Annotated in this window: 14 protein-coding genes; 8 read left to right on the top strand and 6 right to left on the bottom strand. The window is 64.7% G+C overall.

The window, feature by feature from the left end; all coding sequences use genetic code 11:
* Positions 1–3: 3 nt before the first annotated feature.
* Positions 4–2,142 carry a transcriptional regulator NosR gene (gene nosR, locus ACZ46Y_RS11125; protein ID WP_311954930.1) on the bottom strand — a complete coding sequence of 713 codons (2,139 nt, stop codon included), beginning with the start codon at positions 2,140–2,142 and terminating at the stop codon, positions 4–6.
* 34 nt (positions 2,143–2,176) lie between these two features.
* Entirely contained in the window at positions 2,177–2,371 is a 195-nt protein-coding gene (locus ACZ46Y_RS11120) for a c-type cytochrome (RefSeq protein WP_311954931.1), read from the bottom strand.
* Positions 2,372–2,798: 427 nt separating this feature from the next.
* Between ACZ46Y_RS11120 and hemN the strand changes: the two genes are divergently transcribed.
* Both hemN and ubiT read left to right on the top strand, forming a co-directional pair.
* A complete protein-coding gene (hemN, locus tag ACZ46Y_RS11115; RefSeq protein ID WP_311954932.1) occupies positions 2,799–4,184 on the top strand; it encodes an oxygen-independent coproporphyrinogen III oxidase in 1,386 nt (461 codons plus the stop codon).
* 19 nt (positions 4,185–4,203) lie between these two features.
* Complete coding sequence (gene ubiT / locus ACZ46Y_RS11110) at positions 4,204–4,692, top strand: ubiquinone anaerobic biosynthesis accessory factor UbiT (protein ID WP_311954933.1); 489 nt, start codon at positions 4,204–4,206, stop codon at positions 4,690–4,692.
* On the opposite strand, the gene ACZ46Y_RS11105 is transcribed toward ubiT, so the two are convergent.
* The 4 genes from ACZ46Y_RS11105 to ACZ46Y_RS11090 all read right to left on the bottom strand — a co-directional run bounded on the left by ACZ46Y_RS11105 (position 4,662) and on the right by ACZ46Y_RS11090 (position 11,372).
* A complete protein-coding gene (locus ACZ46Y_RS11105; RefSeq protein ID WP_311954934.1) occupies positions 4,662–5,597 on the bottom strand; it encodes a U32 family peptidase in 936 nt (311 codons plus the stop codon). The genes ubiT and ACZ46Y_RS11105 overlap by 31 nt on opposite strands.
* 8 nt (positions 5,598–5,605) lie before the next feature.
* On the bottom strand, positions 5,606–6,601 hold the full coding sequence (ubiU, locus tag ACZ46Y_RS11100; protein WP_311954958.1) for a ubiquinone anaerobic biosynthesis protein UbiU: 996 nt from the start codon (positions 6,599–6,601) through the stop codon (positions 5,606–5,608).
* A 145-nt stretch (positions 6,602–6,746) separates the two neighbouring features.
* Complete coding sequence (locus ACZ46Y_RS11095; protein ID WP_311954935.1) at positions 6,747–8,699, bottom strand: aconitate hydratase; 1,953 nt, start codon at positions 8,697–8,699, stop codon at positions 6,747–6,749.
* A gap of 168 nt (positions 8,700–8,867) precedes the next feature.
* Positions 8,868–11,372: a penicillin-binding protein 1A gene (locus ACZ46Y_RS11090; RefSeq protein ID WP_311954936.1), complete on the bottom strand. Its 2,505-nt coding sequence runs from the start codon at positions 11,370–11,372 to the stop codon at positions 8,868–8,870.
* Positions 11,373–11,557: 185 nt separating this feature from the next.
* On the opposite strand from ACZ46Y_RS11090, the gene pilM reads away from it, so the two are divergent.
* The 6 genes from pilM to aroK are packed head-to-tail and all read left to right on the top strand — an operon-like array spanning position 11,558 to position 16,768.
* A complete protein-coding gene (gene pilM, locus ACZ46Y_RS11085) occupies positions 11,558–12,622 on the top strand; it encodes a type IV pilus assembly protein PilM (RefSeq protein ID WP_460540672.1) in 1,065 nt (354 codons plus the stop codon).
* Positions 12,622–13,212, top strand: coding sequence for a PilN domain-containing protein (locus tag ACZ46Y_RS11080; RefSeq protein ID WP_311954938.1), 591 nt, complete (start codon positions 12,622–12,624; stop codon positions 13,210–13,212). Before pilM ends, ACZ46Y_RS11080 begins: the two co-directional genes overlap by 1 nt.
* Positions 13,213–13,230: 18 nt before the next feature.
* Positions 13,231–13,884, top strand: a complete 654-nt coding sequence (locus ACZ46Y_RS11075) for a type IV pilus inner membrane component PilO (RefSeq protein WP_311954939.1) — start codon at positions 13,231–13,233, stop codon at positions 13,882–13,884.
* Positions 13,877–14,410: a pilus assembly protein PilP gene (locus ACZ46Y_RS11070; RefSeq protein ID WP_311954940.1), complete on the top strand. Its 534-nt coding sequence runs from the start codon at positions 13,877–13,879 to the stop codon at positions 14,408–14,410. The genes ACZ46Y_RS11075 and ACZ46Y_RS11070 overlap by 8 nt, the downstream gene beginning before the upstream one ends.
* A 43-nt stretch (positions 14,411–14,453) precedes the next feature.
* The gene (locus ACZ46Y_RS11065) at positions 14,454–16,211 is read left to right on the top strand and encodes a type IV pilus secretin PilQ (protein ID WP_311954941.1); all 1,758 of its coding nucleotides are present in this window, start codon (positions 14,454–14,456) and stop codon (positions 16,209–16,211) included.
* On the top strand, positions 16,211–16,768 hold the full coding sequence (gene aroK, locus ACZ46Y_RS11060; RefSeq protein ID WP_311954942.1) for a shikimate kinase AroK: 558 nt from the start codon (positions 16,211–16,213) through the stop codon (positions 16,766–16,768). The genes ACZ46Y_RS11065 and aroK overlap by 1 nt, the downstream gene beginning before the upstream one ends.
* The last annotated feature ends 77 nt before the right edge of the window (positions 16,769–16,845 follow it).

Genomic DNA, 16,845 nt, shown 5'->3' with positions numbered 1-16,845 from the left:
GTCTTACTCCTGTTGCAGGGCGGGAATACGCTCTAATTTGCTTTTCCCGGCCTTGCCGGGGTCATGGGTGGCAACGACAGGTCGATCCTCGGCCATGCGCGTTGCCTTTTCCCGACGCTTGCGCCGCTTCACCATGGGCGGGCAGCGATGCTCGTCGTGATAGAGGATCTGGCAGTCGAGACAGTAGTGGCACTCGTTGGCGTTGATGTGCCCGTCCGGATGGATGGCGCCGACTTCGCACTCGTGGGCGCAGATCTGGCAGGGCGTGCCGCAGCTGCCGCGGTGGCGCTTGAGCCAGTCAAACAGGCGCAGCCGGGCAGGAATGGCCAGCCCCGCGCCCAGCGGGCAGACGTAGCGGCAGTAGAACTTGTGGTTGAAGGCGGAGACCACCACCAGCCCGATGGCGTAGGCGACAAAGGCCCAGTCGCGCTGGAAGCGCAGGGTGATGGCAGTTTTGAACGGCTCGACCTCGGCGTAGCGCTCGGCGGTGCCCAGCGAATGCAGCGACACCGCAAACAGCGCCAGCAGGATAAGATACTTGATCGCCCAGAGGCGCTCGTGCAGGCCGAAGGGCACTTCGATCTGCTTGACGCCGAGCTTGCGCGCGGCCTGGTTGACCAGGTCCTGAAGCGCGCCGAAGGGGCACAGCCAGCCGCAGAACACGCCCCGGCCCCAGAGCAGCAGAGTGACCGCCACGAACGACCAGAGGATGAACATCATCGGGTCGATCAAGAAAGCGCCCCAGCTGAAGTCGGTGATCAGGGCATGGCTAAAGGTCAGGATGTTGACCACCGACAGCTGGGCCAGCGCGTACCAGCCGATGAAGAACAGCGTGTAGAACTTGAAGCCCAGGCGCAGCGGGTTGAGCATGCGCGGATGGCGCGCGAGCACGTCCTGGAACAGCATGATGCCGGTGAGCACGATTAGTCCGGCGCCCAGCACGCCGATCTGGAACGCCTTGTCGCGCCAGACCTGTACCCAGATGGCCTCTTCCACCGGCGGCTCGGGGCGCTCGATGTAGGCCTCGGGGATCGAATAGTCGGCGTTGAAGCGGGCAAACTCGGTGTCCAGCGGGCCGGAGGCGCGGCGCACGAGAAGCGAGAGCTGCCAGGGAGCGCCGGGGTCGAAGGCGGCACCTTCGCGGACGATGAAGATGTCGCGCTCGCTGAAGGCCGGGGAACCGTCGATGGCAAGCTCCCCCAGGCGGATGTGATCGCTGTCGTGAAAGCTGATCGAGCTTCCGTGCTGGGCAAGCTCGACGCGGTCGAAAATGCCGCCGCGCACGTAGCCCGAGCCCTTGAACGAGTAGTCGCCGCGTCCCATCAGCGCCACGGCGTGCTCGCCGGGCTCAAGCTCGTCCATCAGCGAGGCGTAGCCGCTGTCGCCGAGCAGATTGCGCCCGGCGGTGGGGGCGTTCAGGTAGGTATAAAAAAGCTCGATGAAGGTATTATCCGCGGGCTCCGGCGTATGCATGTAGTCTTCCGCCGGAGTGCCGACGAAGGCCTCGTCGACCTCGCCGTGGGTCAGGTGCAGGCGGCGAACGGTGCCGTCGCCCACCAGGGTCTGCCAGTCGGCCGGGTCATACACGCCGTCAAGCACCTCGGCCGGCGGCATGGCCGAAGGATCGGCAATCAGCCCCCGGTCGGCGGCCACCAGGCGCGCGGAGCGCATGATGGTGTCGCCGGCGACGATCACCGTGACCGTGGCGCCGGAGACGGCGTCAAGCTCGCTGCCGACCTTGAGATGATCGCTAACGTGGGCGCCGATGTGCTTGTCGGCAAAGTTTTCCAGCTTCGACTCGGGGATGCCCACCAGCATGATCGGCTCTTCGTGGCCAAGCACGTCGGTCTGGACGATTTGCCCCTCCGTGTCGATGCCCACCAGCAGATTGATGGGCTTGCCCGAATAGGCGGGAATAGGGGCTACGTCGATAGATTCAAAGGCGTAGCCGAGCAGGGTGTCGTCCTGCATCACGCGGCTGACCGGCCACTGGGAGTCAGCCGGCTCCAGCCGGTTGGCCGAGGGAAACCCCGCCTTGAGTGAAGAGAGTTCGACGGCCTGGCTCGCCGTAGCGATGAGCAGCAGGCCGGCGGCGATAAGCCAGACGCAGGCGGCGCGTAGCCGGCAGACGGGGCGGGGCATGGGGTCCTCCTCGGACTGGGGGCCGGAGACGGCGTTACAGCGTCGGTTCGAGCATGTAGTCCACGGCGGCTTTGACGTCGTCGTCGCTCAGGCTGACCTGGCCGCCTTTGGGCGGCATGGCCTGGAAGCCGTTGATGGCGTGGTCGTACAGGGTGTCGATGCCTTTTTCCTGGCGCGGCGCCCAGGCGTCGGCGTCGCCGCGCTTCGGCGCACCCGCGGCCCCGGTCATGTGGCAGGCTATAGGTGGCTTCGCCGTCGGCCTGGGCGGCGGTGGCGGTGAGGGCAAAGGCCAGGGGAAGCAGCGTTACGGCAAGCAGTTTCATAATGAGTGTTCCTTATGCATCTTTTTGGGGAAAGAGAAACGTTATTGAGGTAGCCGGGTCGGAGGCTGCCCGAGTGCGTGGTCCTAGACTAGAGCGCCTGAATCCGGCGGACGTTGACGTGGATCACTTTTTGCGCCGGCTACTCTCATAAAATACGGCCATTACTCCCAAGGAGGTAGCCCCCGGGCCGCGTGGCATTCGGTCGCATAACGCCTCTGCTCGGACGGGTAGCCCCGGCCCGGCAGAGGCGCTATGTTGGGCGGCATTGACCGCCGCCGTTGCCCGGCGGCGGTACAGATCCGAGAGCGCAAAGACGAAAAGGGCCTTGATGCTATGCAAGACGAGCTGTTGTTTGATCGCGGACTGGTGGAAAAGTACGACCGCCCGGGGCCGCGCTATACGTCCTACCCCACCGCGCCGCAGTTTCACACGGCCTTTGCCGAAGACGACTACCGCGCCGCCGCGGCGCGCAGCAACGCCGCGGACCGTCCCAAGCCGCTGTCGGCCTACGTGCACATCCCCTTCTGCGAAAGCCTTTGCTACTACTGCGCGTGCAACAAGATCATCACCCACAACCGCGAACGGGCGGCGGAGTATCTCGACTGGCTCAAGGATGAAATCCGCCTGCAGGGCGAGCTTTTTGACGAGTCCCGGCGCATGACCCAGCTGCACCTGGGCGGCGGCACGCCGACGTATCTGAGCAACGATCAGCTGGCCGAGCTGATGGCCGCCCTCGATGACGCCTTCCACTTTGCCGCGCCGGAGGAGCGCGAGTTTTCCCTGGAGGTCGATCCGCGCACCGTCACCGCCGAGCAGATTCACGAGCTGCACGCTCTGGGCTTCAACCGCCTGAGCTTCGGCGTGCAGGACTTCGACCCCGACGTTCAGCGCGCGGTCAACCGCGTGCAGAGCGAGGAGCAGGTGGTGGGGCTGATGCAGGCGGCGCGCGATGCCGGGTACGACTCGATCAGCGTGGATCTGATCTACGGCCTGCCGCTGCAGACGGTGGCTAGCTTCGACGCCACCCTGGACAAGATCGTGGCGCTTAAGCCCGATCGCATCGCTACCTACAGCTACGCCCACCTGCCGTCGCTGTTCAAGGCCCAGCGGCTGATCCGCGATGAGGACATGCCGCCGCCGGAGCGCAAGCTCGAGCTTCTCGAGCTGATCATCCAGCGGCTGATCGCGGCGGGCTATGTCTACATCGGCATGGACCACTTTGCCCTGCCCGAAGACGAGCTGGCGCTTGCCCGGGACAACGGCACCCTGCAGCGCAACTTCCAGGGCTATTCCACCCACGCCGACTGCGACCTGATCGGCCTGGGGGTCACCGCCATCGGCAAGGTGGACGACACCTACAGCCAGAACGTCAAGGAAACCGCCCAGTACCAGCACCGCCTGGAAAACGGCCGGCTGCCGGTGATGCGCGGCTACCGGCTGAGCGACGACGACCGCCTGCGCCGGGACGTGATCAGCACCCTGATGTGCCACGGCGAGCTCGACTTTGCCGCCGTGAGCGCCGCCCACGGGATCGATTTCACGCGCTATTTTGCCGACGCCCTGGCATCCCTTGACGAAATGCAGGCCGACGGCCTGGTCGAAGTCGGCGAGCGGCGCCTTGACGTGCTGCCCGCGGGGCAGCTGATGATGCGCAACCTGGCTATGGCCTTCGATGCCTACCTGAACCCTGCCGAGGCGCGCTATTCGCGCACGGTGTAAGGCGACCTAAAGGATTGTTATGTCTGCTCTGCCGTTTTCTCACCTGCCATTCACCGGTGCCGTGCCCGCGCCGTCGCGGCTGATTGCCCTGCTGGACCCCCGGGTGCCCCTGGCGCTCAAGCGCCGGGTGGTCGAGCCGCTGCTCAACCGCACCTTTGCCGAGCCGCTGGCTGAGGGCGAATTCGACGCCCTGGAAGGGCGGCGGGTGACCCTCGAGGTGGCAGACCTGGGCGTGCGCCTGACGCTTGCGCTTGATAACGCGCGCTTTGCCCTGAGCCGGGAAGACGGGGAAGCCACCATCCGCGGCGGCTGGCGGGAGTTTTTATGCCTGGCCACGCGCCGGGAAGACCCGGACGCGATGTTCTTTCAGCGAAGGCTTTTGATCGAAGGCGACACCGAGCTTGGGCTCACGGTAAAAAACCTCCTCGACGGCCGCGAGGAGGGGCTTTCCGAAGGGCGTTTGGGTGCGGTATTGCGTCAGCTGGATGCGTTGGCCGCCCGAGTGTGATCCATGCCCGGGCGGCCGTGCCAGTAGCCGTCGCAGACGTCGGCGTCCACCAGCGCCAGCGGGTCCGGGGCGGCAAGCTCGCCGCGCCTGGCGGCGTCAAATCCGGCTACCACATCAGCCATGCCTTCGGCTCGGGGGCTTAAGCGCGCCACACTCGCGCCCGAGGCGGCGATGGAGGCGGCGTCATAGCGCAAATCCTGGCAGGCGCCGGAGAGCGTCTGGACGCCGTTCAGGGTAAACACTTCTTTCGATTCCTGGGAGCGCAGCGTCATGCCTTCCGGGTGCTTCTGGCAGACGAACTGGCAGCGATCCTTGGGAGTTTGGTAGCGCCGGGCGGTAAAGCAGCGCGACGACCAGGCAAGCGGCAGGTGGCCGTAGGCAAACACTTCGCAGGCGGTATTAACGCCCTGTTCGCGGCAGTCGGCCAAAAGCCGGGTGACGTCCTCCCCGGACATCTCTACCGGGGCGTTGAAGCGCGTCATCCCCGCGCGGGCAAGCACGCCGATGGCCGCGGCGTTATACAGGTTGAGCGCGGCTCCCGCCACAAACTCAAGGCCTGCGCTTGTACACCGCTGCACCGCGCTCTGGTCGTTGGCTTCCACGCTGAATTCGCCGTTGTCGCACAGCTTGCGCAAATCGCGCAGGTCGGCCTCGGATTCGATCAGCGTCTGGCTTGAAAGCACCACCTCCTTGCCGCTTTGGGCAAGCTCGCGGCCTATCCCCAGCCAGTCGTCGAGCTTCATGTCCCGGCGGCGCGAGCACACCGATTCCCCGAGATAGACGATATCCACCGGCCAGTCGGCGGCGTCGCGGTAAAACTGCGCGTAGCGTTCGCGCGTCCAGTAGAACAGCACCGGCCCCAGCGCTAGCCGCAGCGCGTCCGCCTTGGATGATGTATCCGCCATGTTTCCTCCTATTTCCAGCGGCGCTCGTAGGCGCCAAGGGTGGTGGTGGTGCCTTCGGAAACCTCGCCGAGCCCCGCAGTCCACGCAGGGTCTGGGTGAAAGCGCCCGGGGGCGGCCTCCAGCCGGTCGATGGCGGAGCGCCAGATGCCGGCGACTTTGGACACGTAGGCGGGGCTTCTTTGGCGGCCTTCGATCTTCACCGCGCTGATATTCAGTTCGGCAAGCTCGGGCAAAAGCTCCAGGGTATTCAGGCTGGTGGGCTCTTCGATGGCGTGATAGGTCTCGCCTTCGACCTCGAAGCGGCCCTTGCACAGGGTGGGGTAGCCGGCGTTTTCGCCCGCGCCGTAGCGGTCGATGAGCACGCCGTTTAGCCGCGACTCGAGCCCTGAGTCGGTTTCTTCCCAGCGCACGTGGGCCGCCGGCGAGCACACGCCCCGGGTATTGGGCGACTCGCCGGTAAGATACGACGACAGATAGCAGCGCCCCTCGGCCATGATGCACAGGCTGCCAAAGGCAAAGACCTCGAGCTCTACCGGCGACTGCCCGGCCAGGTCGCGCACCTGGGTCATCGACAGCACCCGGGGCAGCACCGCGCGGCGGATGCCGAACTGCTCGTGGTAGAACCTGAGCGCCTCATGGCTCGTCGCCGAGCCCTGGACGGAAAGATGGCGGGAAAGGTCGGGGTAGCGCTTGGCGGCGTAGTCGAGCAGGCCCATGTCGGCGAGAATCAGCGCGTCCACGCCGAGCTCGGCAGCGTCGTCCACCGCGCGGGTCCACATGGCAAAGCTCTCGGGCTGGGGGTAGGTGTTGATCGCGCAGAATACCCGCTTGCCCCGGGCGTGGGCGTAGTCGATGCCTTCCCGTGCGCGCTTGTCGGTAAAGTTGAGTCCGGCAAACTGGCGGGCGTTGGTGGTGTTTTGAAAACCGAAATAGACGGCGTCGGCACCTTCGTCTACGGCGCGCTTGAGCGCGGGCAGATTGCCGGCCGGGCAGACAAGCTCCATGTTAAGCCTCCCGTGATAGGTAAGGCCGTCATGGTAAGGCGAAGCCGAGAGGTCGCAGTTGACCTGGATCATGGTGCGACCCCTGGCTTGCGGCTTGCCGGTGCGATCAACCCCCGGAAAGAAGCCGGGTTCTACAAAGCCGGCGTCAGGCCGCTTTCTTGTTGGCCCGCATCCAGTTGATCAGCCCGCCGGCGAGCAGCACCTCGACCTGGCGGCTGCTCAGGCCGTGCTTCAGGGCTATCTCGCCGCTTGCGCCTCTGGCCTTGAGCGTATCGCCCTGCTTCAAGGCCTCGTGCAGGCCTTCGAAACTCAACGTCTGGTCGGCTTCCAGCTTGGCGTAATCGTCGTCGCTAACGAAGGTCAGCGGCAGGACGCCGAAGTTGATCAGGTTCTGCCAGTGAATGCGCGCGAAGCTCTTGGCGATCACGATGCGCAGCCCCAGGTAGCGCGGGGCGATGGCGGCGTGTTCCCGGCTAGAGCCCTGGCCGTAGTTGTCGCCGGCGACGATGATATGGTCGCCTTTTGCCTTGGCCTGCTCGACGTAGTTCTCATCGACGCCGCGCAGGGAGAATTCCGCGATCTTGGGGATATTGCTGCGATAGGGCAGCACCTCGCTGCCCGCGGGCATGATCTCGTCCGTGGAGACGTTATCCCCGGCCTTGACCAGGAGGGGCAGTTCGGCGCTGTCTTCGATGGGCTCGAATTCCGGCAGCGACTCGATGTTGGGGCCCTTGATCAGCTCGATCTTCCGGGCCTTCTCCTCCTTCAGGGGCGCAAATAGGTTCTGGGTGTTGATGATCGGCGATTCGGGCTCCTCGATAGAGGGATAGTCAAAATCCAGGTCCCGCGGGTCGGTGATCTCGCCGCGCAGCGCCGAGGCGGTGGCGGTTTCCGGGCTGCACAGGAAAACGCTATCTTCCCGGGTGCCGGAGCGGCCGGGGAAGTTGCGCGGCGTGGTGCGCAGGCTGTTGGTGTCGTTGGCCGGCGCCTGGCCCATGCCGATACAGCCGTTGCAGCCGGCCTGATGCAGCCGCGCCCCGGCAGCCAGCAGGTTCGCCACGTGGCCGTCGCGCACCAGAGTCTCGAGGATCGAACGCGAGGTGGGGTTGATATCAAGGGAAATCCAATCGTGGATTTGGCGCCCTTCGACCATGGCCGCAGCGATGGCCAGATCTCGATAGCCCGGATTGGCGGAGGAGCCGATGTAGGCCTGGGAAAGCGGCTCCCCGGCGACCTCGCTTACCGGCACTACGTTGCCGGGGCTCGAGGGCTTGGCGATCAGCGGCTTGACCGTGGACAGATCAATGGTCTCGTGGACGTCGTATTCAGCGCCCGGGTCCGCCTTGAGCTCCTGCCAGTCGTCCTCGCGGCCTACCGACGTCAGAAAGCGCTTCACCGCCTCGTCGGAGGGAAAGACGCTGGTAGTGGCGCCGAGCTCTGCGCCCATGTTGGCGATCACGTGGCGGTCCATGGCGGACAGCGTCTCAAGGCCCGGGCCGTAGTATTCGATGATGCGCCCGCTGCCGCCGTCGACCCCGTGACGGCGCAGCATCTCCAGAATGACGTCCTTGGCGCTGACCCAGTCGTTGAGCTTGCCGGTCAGCTTGACTCCCCAGATTTCCGGCATCTTGAGATGGAAGGGCTCCCCGGCCATGGCCATGGCCACGTCGATGCCGCCGGCGCCGATGGCCAGCATGCCCATGGAGCCTGCTGCCGGGGTATGGCTGTCCGAGCCCAGCAGGGTCTTGCCGGGCTTGCCGAAATGCTGCTGGTGGGTGGGGTGGCTGACGCCGTTGCCGGCCCGGGAGAACCACACCCCGAGCCTGGCGGCGGAGCTCTGCAGGAAGAAATGATCGTCGGGGTTCTTGTTGTCGCCCTGGATCAGGTTGTGATCCACGTACTGGGCGGAAAGCTCGGTCTTGACCCGATCAAGGCCCATGGCCTCCAGCTCCAGCATCACCATGGTGCCGGTGGCGTCCTGGGTGAGGGTCTGGTCGATGGCGATGGCGATCGGCTCTGTGGCGTTCATTTCGCCTTCCACCAGGTGGGCCTCGATCAGCTTCTGGGCAACGTTTTTGGCCGTGCTGTTTTTAGACATGAGGGCTCCTTGCTGCGTTGTTCTGTCGAAACTCCTCGACTCAGTGTAGCCCCTTGGCGGCCGCCCCGTCTTGGCCGGTGTCCTGGTCGGATAGTTGCATGGGCCCTCGATCAGGCAGCGGTCGCGGCGCCCACGCAGGCACAGCGACCGTGCAGGATCAACGGCGGATCAGAAGATCGACTCGGCGGTGCCGGAGCCTTCGGAGCCGCTGACTCTTTCCAGCTCGCGGCTGACGCGCCGCGGCTGATAGCTGGGCAGGTGCTCCTCGTCGAAAAGCTCGCTGATGCCCCCGGACTCGTCGTCGCGCATGCGCAGCCCGGTATCCGGGTCGACCCGCATGCTGACGACGGTTTCCGGCTGCTCCGGCCAGGCTTCGGGGGTGCCCTCAAGGGCGCCGCCCATGAAGTCCTTCCAGATCGGCAGGGCCGCCTGGGAGCCGTATTCGGCGATGGTCTGGTTGCTGTCCTTGCCCACCCAGACGGCGGTGGCGATATTGCCGTTGAAGCCGGCAAACCAGGCGTCCCGGAGGGCGTTGGTGGAGCCGGTCTTGCCCACGATGTCGTCGCGCTCAAGGGTCAGCGCGGCGCGCCCGGTGCCGTGTTCGATGACGTCGCGGAGCATGTCGCGGAGAATGTAGACGGCTTCCTTGTCGGCGATGCGCTGGGCTATGCGGTAGCTATCGCCGTCGATCTCCACGGTCTCTTGCCCCTCGGCGCAGTCGCGACAGGCCGCCGTGGGGTCGGCCTTGTAGACCTCGGTGGCGCTGTCCTCCTCGCCGCGCTCGATGCGCTTGATGTACCAGGGCGACACCTTGAAGCCGCCGTTGGCGAGGATGGCGTAGGCGTTGGTCATCTCCAGGGGCGTCAGGCTGGCGCTGCCCAGCGCCAGCGACAGCCCCCGGGGCAGGTGATCGGGGTTGAAGCCGAAGCGCTCGAGGAAGTTGATGGTATAGCCAAGCCCCATACTTTGCAGGATGCGGATGGTGACCAGGTTGCGCGAGCGGGCCAGCGCCGGGCGCAGGCGCATGGGGCCGTTGAAGTCGCGGCTGGAGTTCACCGGGCGCCACAGCGAATCGCTGCCGTCGTCGATGACGATGGGGGCGTCGTTGACCACGCTTGCGGCGTTCATTTCGCCGTCGTTGAGTGCTGGCAGATAAATGAACGGCTTGAAGATCGAGCCGGACTGGCGGCGGGCCTGGATGGCGCGGTTGAATTTGCTGGCGTCAAAGTCAAAGCCGCCCTGCAGCGCCACAATGGCCCCGGTGCGCGGCTGCTGGGCAACCAGCGCGCCTTCGGCTTCGGGGCGCTGGGACAGGCGCAGGGTGTCTTCCTCGTCGTCGATGATCACGCGGATCAAATCGCCGCGCTTGGCGATCTGTTCAGCGCTTCCCTTGCCCGTCCATTTCATGCCTTCCCAGTTCAGGGTGTAGACGTTTTCCTCATCGGTGAGCACGCGCATTTCCCGCTCGCCGCTTTCGACCACGATGGCAGGCTCGAGCAGGCCGTAGCTTGGCGTACGCTGGAGCACCTGCACCCAGTTGCTCACGTCGCCCTCGATGCCTGCCACTTCGGTCTGGCTGCGCTCGGCGGCCTCGCGGGCGGTCTGGCGGATTTCCGGCGACTCGGAGAGCTCTTCCTCAAGCCCCTCGGTGGCGGTTTTCTCCTGGGCCTCGACCAGGCTGGCGGGGATGTCGTTCTGCTCGGGCCCGCGAAAGCCGTGGCGGCGGTCGTAGGCCAGAAGCCCCTGGGCCAGCGTTCGGCGGGCCAGGGGCTGAAGCTCGCTGTCGATGGTGGTGTAAATGTGGTAGCCGCTGGTATAGGCCTTGTCGCCGAACTGCTCGATGGCATACTGGCGCGCCATTTCCGCAACGTAGGCGGCTTCCACCTCGGCCTGGGCCACGTGACGCTGGGCGGTGATCGGCGCCTGGACCGCTTCCTGGTAGACGTCCGGAGCGATAAAGCCCAGCTCGCGCATGCGAAACAGAATCCAGTTGCGCCGAATCAGCGAGCGTTCGGGGTTGGACAGCGGATTGAACGCCGACGGCGCCTTGGGCAGCCCGGCAATCATCGCCGATTCGGCAAGCGTCAGCTCGTCCATGGGCCGGTCGTAGTAGGTTCGGGAGGCGGCGGCGATGCCGTAGGCGCGGTGACCCAGAAAGATCTTGTTGACGTAGAGCGAGAGGATTTCCTGCTTGTTGAGCACCTGCTCCATTTGCAGCGCCAGCAGGATCTCGCGAAATTTCCGGGTAAAGGTCTGGTCCAGCGTCAGCAGGTAGTTGCGCGCGACCTGCATGGTAATGGTGGAGCCGCCGGACTGAATGGTGCCGCCGCTGCGGGCAAGCTCGACAGCCGCGCGCACCAGCCCGCGCGGGTCAACCCCGGGGTGCTCGAAGTAGTGCTGGTCCTCGGCGGCGACCAGGGCATTGATCAGCGGCTCGGGAATGTCCTGGAAATCCACGGGGATGCGCCGCTCCTCGCCGTATTCACCCATCAGCTGGCCGTCCCGGGTATAGATGCGCAGGGGAGTGTGAAGGTCGAAGTCCTCCAGCTGGCGCACGTCGGGAAGCCCGGGTGCGAAGTACAGCGCAGCAGCTATCGTGGCCAGCGCGACGGCCCCCGCCAGGGAGACCAGTATGCCGATGAGTGATAGCACAAGGGTGCGGAAAAGCGTCATGGAAACAGGGTACCCGTGAAAATAAATGGGACATGCCGGGCCTTGAGGCCAGCCATGGCGAAAGGCGCATTATAAAGAGGCAGCGTAACGGCCACCAGTGGTGCCAACGGTAAGGGATCCGCGTGTGTTAGCTGCGTTAAAATCAAGTAATCTCTGTGCATTCTGGTATAGGCGGAGCCACCACCATGCGACTTTTTAACAGACACGACGGGCTGATCGGCATCGACATTACCTCGATGACGGTCAAGCTGCTGGAGCTCAAGGCGTCGGGCGGCGGCTACCAGGTGGAAAGCTACGCCGTGAGGCCGCTGCCCGACGGCGCCGTTGAGGAGCGCCGCATACAGGATGTCGAAGCCGTGGCCGAGGTGCTCGGTCGCGCGGTAAGCCGCGCCAGGCCCACCACCCGCAAGGCGGCGGTGGCCGTACCCGCAAGCTCGGCGATCACCAAGACGCTGGCATTTCCCGCCTCGCTGAGCGAGGAAGATATCGAAGAGCGTATTGTCACCGAGTCGGATCGTCATATACCGTTTCCGTTCAATGAGGTGGCCTTTGACTTTCAGTGTCTGGGCCCGTCGGCATTCAACGAGGACGAGCAGCGCGTGCTGCTGGTGGCCTGCCGCCGCCAGGAGATTGCCCAGCTGACCGATACCCTGGAGCGCGCCGGCCTGGAGCCGGTAGTGGTGGACGTTGAGTCGTTTGCCGTGGAGCGCGCCTTTGGGGTGGTGAGATGCCAGCTCAAGGACAGAAGTGCAAGCGATCCCGAGGCCTGTGTCGGACTGGTGGATGTCGGCGCCAATATTAACGCCTTTCACGTCATGCGCGGCGACAACATCATTTATACCCGCGATACCGTCTTTGGCGGGCGCAGGCTCACCGACGCCATCGGCAGCCGCTACGACATGTCCAGGGAAGAAGCCGGCTATGCCAAGAAGTACGGCGGGCTGCCCGACGACTATCAGGCCGAGGTGCTGGATCCGTTTCTGGACACGATAGTGCAACAGGTGGGGCGTTCGCTGCAATTATATTACTCGGCGGGCCGCCACCACGAGGTGCGCGAAATCGTGCTGGCCGGCGGTACCAGCCTGATCCCCGGCCTTGCCGAGCGTATCGCCGAGGACAGCGGCATGCAGGTGACGATCGCCAATCCCTTTGAGCGCATGACGGTGAACCGGCGTATCGACATGGACGCGCTTGACCGCGATGCGCCGGCCATGCTCACGGCGTTCGGGCTTGCGATGAGGGCCAGATAATGCATGTCAAGATCAACTTGCTGCCCTGGCGCGCGGCACGCCGTGAGCGTCGCACGCGTCGGGTCAAGCTATGGCTGGTGGCCATGCTGATAGCGGGCACGGCGCTCGGCTTTGGCGTGGCCCGCTACTATCAGGCGGCGCTTGAGGTCCAGCAGGAGCGCAATCAGTACATTCGCCAGCAAACCGAGCGGCTGGACAAGAACATCCGCGACGTCAAGCAGTACGAAAGCCAGGTGAATCAGTTCAAGGAGCAGATAGCGCTCTTTGCCTCGCTGCAGGACGAGCGCCTGCAGACGATCCGGCTGCTGAATGCGGTTTCCGAAAGCGTGGCCCAGGGGGTGGTTTACCAGCACCTGGCGCGCACCGATGACGAGGTCAGCGTGACGGCCCGGGCGGGCAGCGACAGGCAGATTTCCGAACAGCTAAGGCGCATCGCCCAGCTGCCGGCGATGGGGGTGCCGCGGTTTTCCGAGGTGGAAAGCGAAAGCGATACCGTGCGCCAGTTCCGTTTTCGGGTGCAGCAAAAGCGCGCGGGGGATGACGGCATGGCCGCAGAGGATGGCGATACGGCAGAGGAGGCCGGCGAATGATCGGAAGGAGGACAGGCCGTGACGTTTGACCGCGAGCGGTTGGCAAAGGAGTGGCGCCAGCTTAAACGGGTTGACTGGCGGGGGCTTGAGTTCAGCGAAGCCGGCAGCTGGCCGATGCTGCTCAAGCTCATCAGCTGCGCGCTGGCGCTGGCGCTGGCGTTTGCCGCCGTGGGCTGGCTGGTGGTGAAAGACCACCGTGCCGCGCTGGATGAGGCTCGGGAGGAAGAGCAGCAGCTGCTGGACGAGTACGAGCAAAAAGCCGTCAAGGCGGCGTACCTGCCCCGGGTGCAAAAAAAGCTTGTCCTGCTCAGCGAGCAGATGCAGGAAGTGCGGGAGATGCTGCCAACGACGGTGGAAATATCCACGCTGCTCGACAGCATCAACGACGCCGCGGTGGAGCATCGTCTGCAAATCGATCATATCCGGTCGCAGCCAACGGTCGACAAGGCGTTCTACGTGGAGCACCCGTTCAGTATCCAGGTGCAGGGCAGCTACCACCAGATTGCCGGCTTTGTCGCGGAAATGGCCGCGCTGCCGCGGGTGGTGACCCAGCACGATTTTGTGCTGCAGCCGGTTGATGAGGCGAAGGACAGAGGCTTGCTCAGCCTTTCCATGCAGGCGCGAACCTACAGCTATCAGGCGCCCGTGGTTGAGGAGGCGCCCGATGCGTAAGCCAGGCGTTTTGCTGCTGGCGCTGCTGCTCGCCGGCTGCGCCGATCCCGAGCTTGGGCAGCTGCAGACAACGCTGGATGAGATGCGGCGGTTCGCCGATGAGCCGCCGGACGTCGTGGTACCGGAAATGCCGGCGTACACGCCGGTCGCCTATGCCTACCCCGAGCAGCGAAGCCCCTTTGTGCCGCCGGAAGAGCTGGGGCACAAGGACATAACAAAAACGTTCGATAGCGAGCTGGCGCCGGATCAGTCGCGCAGCGCCGAGCCGCTGGAAAGCTATCCGCTGCCCGAGCTTGAGCTGGTTGGCACCATGCGCATGGGCGAGCGCCGCAGCGCGCTGATCAAAACGCCCCAGGGCGAGGTGACCTCGGTCCACGAAGGTAACTACATGGGCGTCAACTTTGGCCGGGTGGAGCAGATCGAGCCCCAGCGGCTGGTGGTGATCGAGCGTATTTTTACGCCCCGAGAAGGCTGGCAAGAGCACAGCGTATCGATGGAGCTGGCAGTCGACGAGGCCGGACAATGACAAGTAAACGCAATGATGCATACCAACGGCGAGTGATACGTTCATGATCAAAAGACTGCGACAGGCAGGGTTGGTATTGCTGGCGTCAGCGGGGCTATGGCTGCCGCTGGCAGCCATAGCCCAGTCAGCCGATGCGCGGCCAGGCGGGGGCGCCCAGATAGACGACATCGACTTTCGCCGCGGCGCCGGAGACACCGGCCGGCTGGCGATTACGTTCGACCGCAGCGGCGTGCGCCCTGAGGTCAGCAAAGGCGGCGACAACCGCGTGATCGTGGATCTGGGCGACAGCACACTGCCGGCCTCGCTCGACCAGGTGTACGACGTGACCGACTTCGGCACCCCGGTGCGGCGTATCGTGCCCGAGGTCAACCCCGGCAGCACCCGGCTGCAGCTGCTCACCGACGGCCCTTACGCGATGATGACGTCCCAGGACGGCCGCGTGGTCACCGTGGATATCGAGCCTGCCAGAAAGCCCTCTGAAAGCGCCTCGTCGGTGCCCGAACCCGACGAGGAAAAAGACTACGCGGGTAAGCGCCTGAGCCTCAACTTCCAGGACATCGAGGTTCGCGCCGTGCTGTCGACGCTTGCCGATTTCACCGGCCTGAATATCGTCGCAAGCGACAGCGTCGCCGGCCGGGTGACGCTTAACCTGAACAACGTGCCCTGGGACCAGGCGCTGGACCTGATCTTGCAGAGCAAGCAGCTCGCCAGCCGTAAGCGGGGCAATGTGATTGTCGTGGCGCCGGCCGAGGAGCTCGCCGCCATGGAGCGCCAGCGGCTGGAAGCGCGCAGCCAGAAAGAAGAGCTGGCGCCGCTGGTGACCAAGTTCATCAAGGTCAAATACGCCCGGGCAACGGATCTGGCGGCACTGTTGAAAAGCGACGATGACCGCGGCGGCGGTAGCGAGAGCTCCAACAGCGGCTTTGGCCTGATGACCGATCGCGGCCGCGTGGCCGTCGACCAGCGTACGAATACCTTGCTGATTCAGGACACCGCCGAGCAGGTCGAGGTCATTGTCGATACGCTCGATCAGCTGGACGTGGCCGTGCGCCAGGTGCAGATCGAGGCGCGCATCGTCATTGCCCGGGACTCCGCCACGCGCGAGCTGGGGGTCAACTGGGGGATCTCGAGCACTCGGGGCTTTCAGGAAGGCAGCGACGGCAACTTTGAAAGTCGCGATATCAACCCTGACGGCCTGAATCGTGCTATGGGCGGAATGGCAGTAGACCTGGGGCCCTCCGGCGGAGGCGGAACCAGCTTCGGCTTTGGCTATCTGTCCGGCGACGTGCTCTTGGACCTGGAGCTCAAGGCGCTGGAAAGCGAGGGCAAGAGCCAGACCATTTCGCAGCCGCGGATCATCACCGCCAACCAGCGCAAGGCGACCATCAGCCAGGGCGAAGAGCGCGCCTACACAAATAGTACTGAACTGCAGGGAGAAAATACCGAGTTCAAGGAGGCGCTGCTGTCTCTGGAGGTGACGCCGCAGATCACCCCGGACGACCGCATCATCATGGAGCTGAAGATCACCAAGGACAGCTTCCGCGAATCCGAGTTTGGCGGCGAGCCGCCGATCGACACCAACACCATTGAAACCCAGGTGCTGGTGGACAACGGCCAGACCGTGGTGCTGGGCGGCATTCTTACCACCGAGGAGCTGCGCCAGGTCGCCAAGACGCCGCTGCTTGGCGACCTGCCGGTGATTGGACATCTGTTTCGTTCTACCGGAGAGAGTAACGAGAAGGTAGAATTGCTGGTATTCATTACTCCCCGGCTACTGGATGAGGGTCAGGCGTTTCGCTGATGCAGGATTTACCCAACCTTTTTTTGATCGGCCCCATGGGGGCCGGTAAAAGCACCATCGGGCGCCTGTTGGCGGCCGAGCTGACCCGCGAGTTCCTCGATAGCGATCACGTGATCGAGGCGCGCTGCGGCGCGGATATTCCGTGGATTTTTGACGTCGAAGGCGAGGACGGCTTTCGCCAGCGCGAAGTGCACATGATCGACGAGCTGACCCGGCGCGAGAAGGTCGTGCTGGCGACCGGCGGTGGCGCGGTGCTGCGCGAGGAAAACCGCCGCGCCCTGCGCGAGCGCGGCACGGTAGTCTATCTGTATACCACCGTCGAGCAGCAGCTTAGGCGCACCGCTCGGGACCGCAACCGCCCGCTTTTGCAGTGCGATAACCGCGAGCAGGTGCTCAACGACATGTATGCCCGGCGCGACCCTTTGTACCGCGCCACCGCGGACGTCATCGTACGCACCGACCGCCGCGGCCCCCGGGCCATGGTCAACGAGATCCTGCGCCAGGTCCGCCAGCTGGCCGATCCGCTGCCGGACAGCGATACCCGAACGCTGCGCTGAGCCCCGGCGCGGCTCGTTTTGCTTTCGCCATCTCGCCGGTGCTCCCCCAGAAAACGCGCCACCCCGGAAAACAAGAC

The organism is Halomonas garicola, from assembly GCF_055382465.1.
This window is presented reverse-complemented; position numbering and strand designations above follow the sequence as displayed.